The organism is Williamsia muralis NBRC 105860 (assembly GCF_001598915.1).
Taxonomy (GTDB): domain Bacteria; phylum Actinomycetota; class Actinomycetes; order Mycobacteriales; family Mycobacteriaceae; genus Williamsia; species Williamsia muralis.
This window is the reverse complement of sequence record NZ_BDAP01000004.1, coordinates 221,063-233,593: the sequence shown is the minus strand read 5'-3', so window position 1 is coordinate 233,593 and position 12,531 is coordinate 221,063. Positions and strand designations below refer to the sequence as shown.

Here is a 12,531-nt window from a genome sequence, read left to right as displayed (position 1 = left end):
GCGGCGCCCGTTCATTCGCGAATGCAAACAAAAAGCAAAGCGTGAATTTGACCGTGACGCTCACTTATTTCAATCGTCGCGAATTTCAGCGGCAACTCTGTCACCTGCAGTGATCAACGTCATAAATAGACAGGGTGCCTTCCCAATCAAGAGCCCATCCGACATTTCTGTACGTGTGGCACCCTTAATCCACCTCGCCACCGGCGAGAGAAGAGCGAAAGCGGAGATCCTCGTGAGCGATACGATTTCGGCGTCCGAACGTCCGGCGGAAGCGGGTGTTCCCGCACTCTCCGTCATCACGAGGACCGCGGCAAGTGTGCCGGATCGAGTGGCCGCGCAATACGGTACAAGCCGTGTCACCTACGGGCGCCTCCAGATGGCCATCGAGCACTATCGCGTACTGACCGCTGAGCTCGGTCTCGACGACAACGCAGCGTTGTACGCGGCCGTGATGCACACACTTCCCGACCTCGGCGTGATCGACGATCCCTATGAGATGGCGGGCGTGGTCACCGCATTGCTCTCGCGCATCGTCGACACGGACCTCATGCCGTCGGTCAACTGATCGCACCTCGCCCGAAAGGCTCGAGCAGGCCGCGGTAGACCTTCGGGACCGGCGGTGCGAGTTCGCCTGTGTTCCGGGGTCGCAGACCCATGGTGACCAACGACTGGACCAGCAAGGTGCCCGCGGCGACTCCGTCGACCACAGGAATGCCGATCTTGGCGCTGATGACCTGTGCGAGATCGGCCATGCCGGCACAACCCAGGACGATCGCGTCGCTACCGTCCGCCTCGGCGGCTGAACGGCACGCGTCCACCAGGATGCCTGCGGTGTCGGGATTGGTCTCCAGTTCGAGCACCGGGATCTCGCACGCGTGGATGCCGCGGCAGCGGCCCGCCAGTCCATACCGTTCGGCGAGCTCTTCCGCGCGACCGATCGTTCTGCCCAGCGTTGTGACCACCGAGAAGGTGCGACCGAGCAAGGACGCGGCGTGCATCGCGGCTTCGGCGATACCGACCACGGGAACCGAGGCCACTTCGCGGGCTGCATCGAGCCCGGGGTCGCCGAAGCAGGCCAGCACGTAGGCGTCGGCGGGATGCTCGCTGCGCTCACTGCGGGCAATTGCTTCGATCACGCCGGGAACGGACAAGGCCTCGTCGTAGTGCGACTCGATCGAGGCGGGCCCCATCGAGGAGGTGACGCCGACGATCTCGGTTCCCGGCGCGGCCACCGACCGCGCCGCGGCCGTGATCTGCTCGGTCATCGACACGGTCGTATTGGGATTCATGACGCAGATACGCACGACAACCAGTATTCCTGTCCCTGCACGAGAACCGCCCGGGTGACCGGCTGCAGACGCAGCCGGCCACCCGCGATCGAAGATATGGATCGGGTTGATCCGGTCAGATGACCGGCGCCTCGGACGGCTCGGCGGTCCGGGTCCGGGTGCCATAGATCAGCTCGGTGGGAAGCAACTTCATACCCAGCATGTAGATGACGAATCCGATTGCCGCACCGATGAACCAGGTGAAGCTGGCCTGGTAGCTGGTGCCCCAGATGACCACGCCGATGGGGACCAGCGCCGCGACGATGGTCGCCACCACCGCAACCGGGTTCACGCCGCCGCGGAAGTAGTACATGGAGTTCTCGTTCATCGTGAACAGGTCGTCGACCTCGATCTTCTGTTTCTTGATGAGGTAGAAATCGGCGATCAGGATCCCGAACAGTGGCCCGATGACCGCACCCAGCGTGTCGAGTGTGTAGTGGATGGCGTCGGGATTGTTGTACAGGTTCCACGGGGTGATGAGGATGGAACCGACCGCTGCGATCATTCCGCCTGCTCGCCAGGTGATCTTGGTCGGTGCCACATTCGAGAAGTCGAATGCGGGGGAGACGAAGTTGGCGACGATGTTGATCCCGATGGTCGCGATGGCGAATGTCAGGACACCCAGGACGGCAGCAGTGGTGTTGTCGATCTTGTCGACGATGTGCACCGGATCGGTGATGATGTTGCCCGCCTCGTCCGTACCGATCACCGTGGCGCCCGCGGACACCGTGCACACCACCAGGATCGAGAAGAACAAGAAGTTGACCGGCAGTCCCCAGAAGTTGCCCTTCTTGACCTCGCTGTAGGACTTGCCGTAGCGGGAGAAGTCGCCGAAGTTGAGCATCGGGCCCGAGAAGTACGACACCACAAGGGCGATGGCACTGATCAGAGCGGTGATGGATGCCCACCCGGTTTTGCTGGGGCCGACCGACAGATCGAAACTGACGTTGTCCCAGCCGGCCTTCCAGATGAGGTAGCCGGCGAGGATGACCATGACCACGTAGACCGCGGGCCCGCAGAAGTCGATGAACTTACGGATGGTCTCCATGCCGTTCCAGAAGACGATCGCCTGCAGGACCCACATGAGCATGAAGCCGGCCCAGCCGAGCGGTGACAGACCGAGGAAGGCCATGTCGCCGCTCTCGCTGTACTTCTCGAGTGACGGCCAGAACTTGAGAGCGAGGAGACCGAACGCCACCGAGGCGAGATAGGTCTGGATCCCGTACCAGGCCACTGCGATCAGACCGCGGATGATGGCCGGGATGTTGGCGCCGCGGACACCGAAGGCGACGCGGGTCGTCACCGGGTAGGGCACACCCGCCTGCTGGGATGGTTTGGCGACGAGATTGCAGAGCAGATTGACGATCACGATGCCGATCACCAGGGCGACCAAGACCTGCCAGGCGGCGATGCCCAGCGCAAAGAGGCTGCCCGCGAAGACATATCCGCCGACGCTGTGCACATCGGACATCCAGAACGCGAAGATGTTGTACCAGGTCCACGTCTGGTGGCGCAGTGGCGCGAGATCCTCATTGGTGAGGCGCTGGTCGTAACCGAGCTTGATGACGCTCTCGCCCGCTGCATTGTTGTGATTGGTCGGTATCTCGGGTTCAGAACCTGGAGTCTTGACGTTTGTCATGGGCGGCATCCTCGAGTCGTTTCGAACCGTTTCGGAGTTCCTTTGCGGCTGAGAAAAACCTAAGTTCGTTGTGTTGCACCCTGATTACGTACGTGACAAATCGGCCGGGACAACGCCAGGGAATGCGATATATTCTGCGAGCACCGACCAGAAACGCTCTGGTAGAGCGCGAATTGCGGCGAATCAGCGAACCGGTGGCTGATCCTCACGAGCCACGTTCAGCTCGGCGGCGGTCTCGATGATCACCGATTCGAGCCGGCGATGGTGGGCCTGTGCGATCGAGATCAAGTCGCCGGCGTCACGCCTGGCCATGGCGTCGATCATCTTCTCGTGGTCGCTGTGCAGTTGCAGCTGGGTGGGCCCGGTCGCCCGCTGCATCACCTGGAACGGTTCGGTGATGTCCCATGTGGAGTCGAACATGTTGAGCAGGCGAAGCATGCCGCACGGCGCCGCGAGTGCGCGATGGAACAGACGCGAATGCACGTGGTACGCGCGCCTGTCGCCGGCGATGGTCGCTTCCTGCAGTGCCTCGTGCTCTCTGCGCGCGCGGTCCAGGTCGTCGTCGGTGGCCAGCTCGCATGCTCGGCTCAAGGCGGCCTGCTCGAGGACACCCCGGACGAAGTAAATCTCTTTCAACTCGGTGAGGGTGAGCTGCGCGACGAAGTAACCCCCGCCGGTCTGATGGCCCACCAGGCCTTCGCCGATCAAGGTCTTGAGCGCCTCACGCACCGGGATCGCGCTGATACCGAAGAGATCTGCCACCTCACCGACCGGGATGGCGGTACCTGGCGCCGCGCTGCCGTCGAGGATCACCCGCCGCAGATCGCCCAGCACACTCGCCTGCGCGGACCCCGAGCGCTCGCCGCTCAGGTACGAGACCAACGGTGGCTGCGACTGGTGTGTGGACACGGTTTCCTCTTTGACGGGTGGCTACCGGCTACCGGCTACCGGTGCCGGGTAAGCCGGGTGTGGCGAATGCGTCGAGCACCCAGTCTCGCAGGGCCTCGGTGAGCACACGCTGATTGTCCCGTTTCACGATTTCGTGCCCTTCGTCGGGGAAGAGGATCAGATCGGCCTTCTGCCCGTGTGCGCGAGCGGACTCGACGACCTGCTCGGATTCACTGACCGGGACGTTGGTGTCGTGTCGGCCGTGGATCACCAGCAGCGGCGCACGTAGCTCGGAGATGCGATGGATGGGCGACAGGTCGCGCAACAGTTCCCGGTCGGCGTCGGGATGTCCGTACTTCGTGTAGGCGGCCACCGCGATCCATGGTTCGGTGTTCTCGTAGAACGACTGAAGGTCGCTCATCCCGCAGATCGCCACGCCGGCCGCGAACGTCTCGGCGTGGAAGGTCAGACATGCCAGCGTCAGGTATCCGCCGTACGACCTTCCCGCACAAGCGATCCGGCCGGGATCGGCATAACCTTCGCGGACGAGGAAAGCCGCGCAGTCCGCGGCATCGTTGATCCCGGCGTATCTGCCGTACCGGTCGTCGGCGTGGGCGAACAGCCGGCCGGATCCTCCCGAGCCGCGCACGTTCGCCGCGAGGACGGTGATGCCTGCCTCGAGCAGGGCGGGGAACAGGAAGCTGTAGTCGGGCCGGGCCTGGGCTTCGGGTCCGCCGTGGAAGTAGATGAGCGCCGGTTGGGCGCCGGAGCCCCCACCCTGGCCCGCCCGCCGCGCACGAGCGGCCCGGGACGCCGACTCGTCCGGGTGATAGAGCCAGCCCGACAACGGCATCCCGTCGCGGGCGAAGAACTCGACGTGGTCGGGCTGGTTTGTGCCGCGATCCGTGGTGCTGTGGTTGATGGCATCGGGGTGGTCAAGGGGAGTCCAATGCGCCTCACGCCAGTTCACCAGACCCACCTCGGGAGGGAGGTCGGGACCCTGCACGGTCATCGCGATCAGGGAACCCGTTGTACTGATCGACAATTCACTGACGACCGCACCGGGCAACTCGATCGGTGGGTGCAGCGTGCGGTCGGGCAATGTCATCACCTGTAACTCGCTGCGCCCCTTGTTGTTCCACAGGATTGCCAGGGTGCTCTGGTCGTAGCTGAGTGCGAACTCGTCCAACCCGCAGTCCGGCCGCTCGGCGATGACCGCGAACCGGATACCCTCCCGCGCGGACTCGATACCGAGCAGTCGGGGGAACTTGGCGTCGAAGTCGCTGCGCACCAGGGCCTGCACACTGTCGAGGTCCTTGTGAAGTTTCGGCAGGCCGAGGCCGGGGAAGAGCAGGGACGAGTGCTGGTAGCCCTGGTCGAGGATCACACCCTGGTCGGTCGTCGCCCCGGTGTCGTTGGGGAGCAGCGGGGTGATGGTCGTGGCGTGCGGATCGGACTGCGCCGAACGCCGATTGTCTCGGCGCAGCAGCAACATGTCGCGATAACCACGTGGTCCCACCCGCAGCAGGGCGGCGTCCTTCCACGAATCGACCAAGTGCCCACCCACCCGGGCGTCGAGGTCGATGACGTACTGCGACAGGGGATCGGCGATGAGAGCGTGGGCGGTTCCGTCGGCCTCGGTTGCGGTGAGTTGCACCCGGTTCACGTCCCAACCGATCAGCTCGACCGTCGCGTAGTCGTCGGCGGCAGCCACCCGGTGGGCGGCGGTGTCGTGGGGATCGGTGGTCACCACCCACACCTGATGGTGTTCGCCGCCTCCGGGCGCGACCTCGCACGCCAGCCAGTGCCCGTCCGCGGAGTGGATCAGTTTGCGTACCGGCCCGGTGCACGGCAGATCGACCATCCGCAGCTGTCCGGCCCCCGCCCTGCTGAGAGATCGCTGCACTGCCCGCGGGTACCCGGTGCCGTCGTCCAGGATGTAGGCGAGCGCCTTTCCTCCCGGCGACACCGAGGCACCGTAGCTGTGGCGCTGACGGGTGTTGTCCGAGGTCGTCGCGGCCGACGTGCGCTGCGCAGAGCTGCCTGTGACCGCCGGCGTCACCTCGACCCCGGCGCGCCTGTCATCGACTCCATGCTTTGTAGCCACATCTCCAGCATGGCGACCTGCCACAGCGCGTTCGAGCCCAGGGTGGTGCGAGTCCGATTCGGGGCGGCCAGCAGTGCGGCGATGGCATCGTCTTCGTACAACGCGCGGCGCCGCGCCGACTCGGCGCGCAAGGTGGCGTTGACCAGGTCGAGGACTCCGCCGTCCAGGTGGCGGATGCCGGGGACGGGGAAATAACCCTTCGTGCGGTCGATGACCTCAGCAGGCAACAGGGCGCGGCTGGCCTCCTTGAGTACCCCTTTGCCGCCGTGCGCCAGTTTGAGCCCCGGCGGGCACGTGGCCGCGAGCTCGACGAACTCGTGATCGAGGAAGGGGACGCGACCTTCCAGGCCCCACGCCATGGTCATCGAGTCGACGCGTTTGACGGGGTCGTCCACCAGCATCACGGTGGTGTCGAGTCGTAGGGCAGCGTCGACGGCGGTGGCGGCACCAGGCGCGTTCTGGTGCTCGGCGGCGAACTGCCAACTGGGGTCGTGGTCCAGGCGATAGTCGCTGCGCAACAACATGTTCAGCTCGTGGTGCGAACGGTCGAAGAACACCGAGGCGTATGCCTTCGTGACATCTTCGCGCGGAGTGTTCTCCAGGGGCGGATACCAGTCGTAGCCGCCGAGGATCTCGTCGGCGCCCTGTCCCGACTGCACCACCTTGATCGACTTGCTGACCTCCTGGGACAACAGGTAGAACGCCACACAGTCGTGGCTGACCATCGGCTCGCTCATCGCCGCGACGGTGCCCGGAATGGCGGGGAGCAGACGGTCGGTGCCGATGTGGATCTTGTGATGGTCGGTTTTGAACGTGCTCGCGATGAGGTCGGAGTACTCGTATTCGTCGCCGGATTCTCCACCGGCCGAGTCGAATCCGATGCTGAACGTCGCGAGGTCGCGCTGACCCTGCTCGGCGAGCAGCGCGACGACCAGGGACGAGTCGATACCGCCCGAGAGCAGCACGCCGACCGGGACGTCGGCGACCATCCGTCGGCGTACCGCGACCCGCAGGGAGTCGATCAGGGCTTCGCCCCATTGCTCCTCATCCCAATTCAGGCGATCGGGATGAGGCTCGAAAACCGGCTCCCAGTAACGCTTCTCGGTGGACGTGCCGTCGGCCCTGATGGTGCGGACCGTGGCGGGCGGCAACTTGCGGACACCGGCATACATGGTGTACGGCGCGGGCACCACCGAATGGAACGTGAAGTAGTGGTGCAACGCGACGCGGTCGATCGAGGTGTCGACGCCACCGGCGCGCAGCAGTGCCGGGATGGACGATGCGAAGCGCAGCCGAGACGCCGTCTCGCTGATGTACAGGGGTTTGATGCCGAGGCGGTCGCGGGCCAGCGTCAGCTCACCGGTGTCGGTGTTGACGATCGCGAACGCGAACATGCCCTTGAAATGCTGCACGCAGTCGGCGCCCCAGCGGTGGAACGCCTTCAGGATCACCTCACTGTCGGCGGTCGAGAAAAAGGAATAGCCGTGGCCCGCGAGTTCATCGCGCAGCTCGCGATAGTTGTAGATGCAGCCGTTGAACACCAGCGACAAACCCAGAGAGGTGTCGACCATGGGTTGTGCACCTCGGCCGGACAGGTCGATGATCTCCAGTCGCCGGTGTCCGAGGGCCACGTTGCGGTGGAGGTAGGCGCCCTCGCCGTCGGGTCCGCGGGCGGTCATCGTCTCGGTCATGGCTGCGACGGCCGCGAGATCGGGCCGTTCGCCGCCCCAGGTGATCTCCCCGCTGATGCCGCACATTCGCTACCGCCTTTCGGTTGGGGTCTGCGGGCAGGCATGGTCTCGCGACGATCCGCTGAGAATCCACGTGTCCTTGCCGCCTCCGCCACGGGAAGAGTTGACGATCATGCTGCCCGAGGGGGCGACCCTGGTGAGGGCCGCCGGCGCCATGTGGGCCGAGACGTTGCCGTCCCCGTCGGCCCGTAGATGAACGAACGCGCGTAGGTCCACGTGGTGCGGGTAGAGCCCCTGACCGTCGAATGCCGGGTGGGTGGACAACCGGACAACGTCTTGTGCGACAAACCTTTCCGGGTGACCGATCAGGTCTTTGCGCCGCTCGGCCAGCTCCTGTTCGGTGGCCTCGGGTCCGATCATCACCCCTGAGCCGCCGAGGCCGTCGATCGGTTTCACGACCATCTCGTCCAGGCGGGAGAGCACGTGGTCGCGCTGATCGCGCTCGGCGCACAGCCAGGTGGGGATCTGGTCGATGGCCGGCTCCTCACCCAGGTAGTACCGGATCATCGCCGGGACGAATGCGTACACGGCCTTGTCGTCGGCGATCCCGTTGCCGAGCGCGTTGGCGATCGCGAGCGTTCCGGCTCCGAGTGCCCGGAGGAACGGGTGCCGCAGGGGTGCACCATCGGATCCTGTCGACGAGAGCAGCATGTCCTCGTCCATGCGGGCGTAGATGACGCTGAGGGGTACGTCCTTGCCGTGGATCCGCGCCACGATCCGGTTACCGTCGCCACGAAGGTCGCCGGTGTCCACCACGGCCAGCCCGGCGCGTTCGGCGATCATCGTGTGCTCGAACCACGCCGAGTCCTCCCACCCGGCGCTCAGGACCACGATCGCGCCGTTGGGATCGCCGCGTGGTGGACGCGCGGCGCCCAGCGTCTCGGCGATCATCTGCGGCATGGTGTCGACCGGCAGGATCTCGTCGGGACACCTGATCTCGCCGAGGAACCGCGTCATCAATGCGCGGTTGGAGATCGCGTAGGCGACGCCCGAGGGCACCCGCAGGTTGTCCTCCAGGACACAGAACTCGCCCGGCCCGGTCGACACCAGATCAGTCCCGCAGATGTGGGTCCGAACCCGTTGCCACCGTGGGGCATTGCCTGCGCTTCGATACCCGGGCGCCCGGTCCAGGATCTCAGGCGGGATGACGCCCTCGGAGATGATCTCCTGGTCGCCGTAGACGTCCAGGAGGAACGCGTTGAGGGCGAGGGCGCGCTGGCGCAGACCCTTCGACACCCGCTCCCAGGTGTCGGCCTCGATGATCCGGGGCACCGCGTCGAGTGAGAAGATCTGTGCCCGGTTTTGGCCGCTAACACGGAAGGTCATCCCACCCGCGCTCTGCTCGCTCTCCATGTGATGTTGCCGATTGCGCAGGGTGACCGGGCCCAGGGTTGTCAGCGTGTCGATGACCCCGCGGTAGGCGCCCCGTACCCGGCCGTCGGCGTCGAACACCTCGTCGTAGAGGTCGGGTTGTGGATTGTCGTGGCGGGTGTTGTAGCTGTGGAGCATCGGGTCGGCGGGGTCGGCGACGGTCGGCGGGGGTGGGGCAGCGCCGGCGGTCTCGGTGAGCAGACTGTCCACCACGTCCGACAGATGTCCACGCCGCCGCAGCGCACGTCGTTGCCTGGCCGACGAACTGCCGACACCGATCGCCTGGTCGATGAGCTCGGTGACGGTCTCCCAGTCGCCGCAGGACTCCAGTTCCGGCCGCAGCATCGACGCCAGTTCGCGCACCATGTCCTCGGCCGGACGCGGTTTGGCGGCGACCATGTCGACGAGGTCTGCCTCCAGGCCCGACCGCGCAGCCTGCCACAACGCCGCCCGATAGATCGTGGGCGACACCTCGACGCCGGGTTCGCCGTGGGCCATGGCCGTGATCTCGTGCTGCACCAATGCCCGGAACAGGCCGGCGACGAGCGCGACGGTGTCGACGGAGGGACAGCTGTCGCAGACCCGGAGTTCCAGTGTCGGCTGCCTCGCCGAGGGCCGCACGTCGTAATAGACCATTCCCGGGTCGGTGATGACCCCGGTGTCGATCAGGCGTTGGATCTCTGCGTCGTAGTGAGCGGCGGAATCGAGACGGAGAAATGGGCCGGTGGTGGGCCACCGTTGCCAGACGAGTGTGCGTGAGCTGGCATAGCCGGTGTCGGTGCCGTCGGCCCAGAACGGTGAACTCGCGGACAGCGCCAGCAAGGTCGGCACGTGTGGCGACAGTCGCCACGCAACCTGGACCGCCTGGTCGCGATCGGCGACATCGACGTGGACCTGGGTTCCGCAGATGAGCTGTTCCCGGGCCAGGAGTTGGTAGTCGGCCAGCATCTGACGGTAGCGCGGGGTCTCGGTGACCTGTAGTTCGGTGGGGACCGCCAGAGGCATGGCGCCCGCGGCAACCACCCCGATCCCGAGTTCGCGGGCCGTGTCCGCCAAGACCGCACGATGCTCACGCAGATCATCACGCAACGACGAGAGCCTGCTGAACACAGCACTGTTCACCTCGATGACACAGCGTTGCAATTCCTCCACGTAGCCGCCCGTATGCGGCAGGGCCTCGAGCAGTTCAGGCGCCCGTGGAGTCAACCGACGGGTGCGGAGATCAACGAGGTGGAACTCCTCTTCCACCCCGATATTTCTCGGCTGACCGTTCATTTGAGAAGCCTAAGACCAAATTCGGCAGTCGGCACGGCGACGGAACGCCAGAAGTGGTCACCCGAGGTTCATGACGGCGTCACCCAGGTGGTGATGGTGCAGTGGACCACTTCGACGCCGTCGCGGTCGGTGATCGTGATGTCCACCGGCACCTCGCATCCCCCGGTCAATGCCGCGAAGTCGACCGGTTCGGACAGCGTCGCGACCGCATGTAGACCGGTGGTGGCCTTGGCGAGGTAGCGACTCTCCATCCCCTTCGGGATCCAGCGGTGCGTGCTGGGCACGGTGGCCTCCATCAGCATTCCCATCGCGACCTCGGCGAGATTGCACGCCGCGATGGCGTGGAACGTGCCGAGGTGGTTGTGGACGCCGAACCACTTCGGCGCGACGACCTCGCATCTGCCGGGTTCCATCGTTTTCACGAACGGGAGGATGGTCGCGAAGTAGGGGACCCGCACACACATCCCGATCGAGAACAGCACCGAGCCCAGCCGGCCTGCGGGGAGCTTCTGACGGAAGCGGTGGGTGGGGCTGCTTCGAGGGGGCTGGACGGAAGATGTCATGACGGCATCTTACCGGCGAGTAAGTTAGCGCGGCGCGCAGCTGACCGGGGCAGCGGCAGAACCTGGCTCGCGGCCGTCGAGTGCTTCGCGCGCCTCGTGTCGTCCCACATTGAATGCCGTGGGTCCGTGTTCGTCCGCAAGGTCGCGCCCGATGCCACGCAGGACGCACTCCTGAAGGTCGACGGGCAGCCCCAGCAGTGCTTCGGTGGCATCGGAGGACAGGTTCGCCAGATAGATCAGATCGACCTTGCCGGTTCGCTCGAAGCGGTCGACGTTGGCCTGGGCAATTCGTTCGTCCGGATTGTAGACCGCGAACGACAATGCGGCGACCATGGTGAGAAACCCTAAGGCTCTTGGCAATTGGCGGGTGCCGAGGCCGGCGCCGGCAATGATCAGGGCGACGAGGACGGCGCCGAGCCACAGCTCTGTCGCCATCACACCGACGCGCAGCCGGGTGGCGCCAAAGGTGTCCATATAGAGGTCCATCCGGTGCAACGCCGAAGCCACGACGGCAAGCGCCGCGATGCAGAGTCCGCCGAGGATCGTCCGCGTCAGTACCCGCCCGGTGGACGTGCTGCGGTCCGCGCGTTGCCAGGCGATCGAGACCACCAGGATGGTCAAGGCCGTGACGGCGAAGAGTTGCCAGAATCCGGTGCGCGCGTAGTCCGCGTAGGTCAGTCCCGCCGTCTCCTGCACGTAGTCGTCACCGCCGAACATCGCCCGTGCCTGGGTGATCAGGAAGGCGATGTACAAGACCAGCACGGTGCCGGTGGGAACTGCCCACATCCACGGTTCGGCCGACGTGCGCGGCGACCGGTCCGCCAGACGTGGTCGGGCGTAGCGCAGGTAGATCCCGATCGCTGTGGCTCCTCCGATGACAAGACCGAGGACAACACTGGGGCCCACCTCGGTGTCGCCGACGTCCGGCAACACAGTGTTCAGCAACGACTCGAACGTCGCGTCGGCGCCGGCGAACAGGGCGCCGAACACCACCAGGAGCACCACTGTCACCACTGCCACCTGGAGGATGGCTCCCAGGTTCTTCACCGGACGGTCCCGTGCGCCGTCGGCGATCCCGCGCCCCAACCACGCGGCGGTCGGGACGAGGGCGACGATCGGCGCGACGACGGCGGCGGCCATCTCGCGAATGGTCCGGGCGCCGACAACCAGCGTCCCCGTGGCCAGGATCGCGATGGCCGTGCAGACTGCGGCCAGCCATCCGGCGCTGCGCCATCCCGAGACGAGTAGTAGTGCAACGATGCCGGCGGCGGTGATCAGCTCGGGCACGGTGGGCCGCTCGGGCGACGCGGCGAAGACGGCTGCCAGCACCGCGAGCCCGGTCAGTGCGATGCCGATCCCGATCGCGTCGGTCGGCACCAACGTCATCGCCAGTACCGTGACGACAGCAACTGCCGCAACGACTTTCGCAGGCGCTGCCCCAGGCAACGACGTGGAGAGGGTGACCCGGCGGACCTTGGCCGGTTCCTTGGTCAGCACCACCGATTGGTAAGCCTGCGGAGCATCCGAACTGTCGGTTTTGGGCATGGGTGTAGCACCTCTCGGAGACGATGGATCAAAATGGTGCCGCGATCTGCGGCGATGGTGTGCG

At 65.6% G+C, this 12,531-nt stretch carries 9 protein-coding genes; 1 reads left to right on the top strand and 8 read right to left on the bottom strand.

What is annotated here, in order from left to right:
* Nucleotides 1-232 precede the first annotated feature (232 nt).
* Nucleotides 233-565 carry a hypothetical protein gene (locus tag WIMU1_RS16745; protein ID WP_062798897.1) on the top strand — a complete coding sequence of 111 codons (333 nt, stop codon included), beginning with the start codon at nucleotides 233-235 and terminating at the stop codon, nucleotides 563-565.
* On the opposite strand, the gene WIMU1_RS16740 is transcribed toward WIMU1_RS16745, so the two are convergent.
* The 8 genes from WIMU1_RS16740 to WIMU1_RS16705 all read right to left on the bottom strand — a co-directional run bounded on the left by WIMU1_RS16740 (nucleotide 558) and on the right by WIMU1_RS16705 (nucleotide 12,467).
* Nucleotides 558-1,304, bottom strand: coding sequence for an aspartate/glutamate racemase family protein (locus tag WIMU1_RS16740; protein ID WP_062799216.1), 747 nt, complete (start codon nucleotides 1,302-1,304; stop codon nucleotides 558-560). The genes WIMU1_RS16745 and WIMU1_RS16740 overlap by 8 nt on opposite strands.
* A gap of 100 nt (nucleotides 1,305-1,404) precedes the next feature.
* A complete protein-coding gene (locus WIMU1_RS16735) occupies nucleotides 1,405-2,967 on the bottom strand; it encodes an NCS1 family nucleobase:cation symporter-1 (RefSeq protein WP_023956056.1) in 1,563 nt (520 codons plus the stop codon).
* A gap of 183 nt (nucleotides 2,968-3,150) precedes the next feature.
* A complete protein-coding gene (locus WIMU1_RS16730) occupies nucleotides 3,151-3,876 on the bottom strand; it encodes a GntR family transcriptional regulator (RefSeq protein ID WP_062798895.1) in 726 nt (241 codons plus the stop codon).
* Between the two features lie 28 nt (nucleotides 3,877-3,904).
* Nucleotides 3,905-5,824, bottom strand: a complete 1,920-nt coding sequence (locus WIMU1_RS16725; protein WP_062799214.1) for an alpha/beta hydrolase family protein — start codon at nucleotides 5,822-5,824, stop codon at nucleotides 3,905-3,907.
* A gap of 89 nt (nucleotides 5,825-5,913) precedes the next feature.
* Nucleotides 5,914-7,719 (bottom strand): N-acetylglutaminylglutamine amidotransferase, encoded by a 1,806-nt coding sequence (locus tag WIMU1_RS16720; protein ID WP_062798893.1) that lies wholly within the window; start codon nucleotides 7,717-7,719, stop codon nucleotides 5,914-5,916.
* Nucleotides 7,720-7,722: 3 nt separating this feature from the next.
* Nucleotides 7,723-10,359 (bottom strand): carboxylate--amine ligase/circularly permuted type 2 ATP-grasp protein, encoded by a 2,637-nt coding sequence (locus WIMU1_RS16715; protein ID WP_084248327.1) that lies wholly within the window; start codon nucleotides 10,357-10,359, stop codon nucleotides 7,723-7,725.
* Nucleotides 10,360-10,427: 68 nt separating this feature from the next.
* Complete coding sequence (locus WIMU1_RS16710) at nucleotides 10,428-10,922, bottom strand: hotdog fold domain-containing protein (RefSeq protein ID WP_062798891.1); 495 nt, start codon at nucleotides 10,920-10,922, stop codon at nucleotides 10,428-10,430.
* A gap of 24 nt (nucleotides 10,923-10,946) precedes the next feature.
* Nucleotides 10,947-12,467, bottom strand: a complete 1,521-nt coding sequence (locus WIMU1_RS16705; RefSeq protein WP_062798889.1) for a DUF4153 domain-containing protein — start codon at nucleotides 12,465-12,467, stop codon at nucleotides 10,947-10,949.
* Nucleotides 12,468-12,531 lie beyond the last annotated feature (64 nt).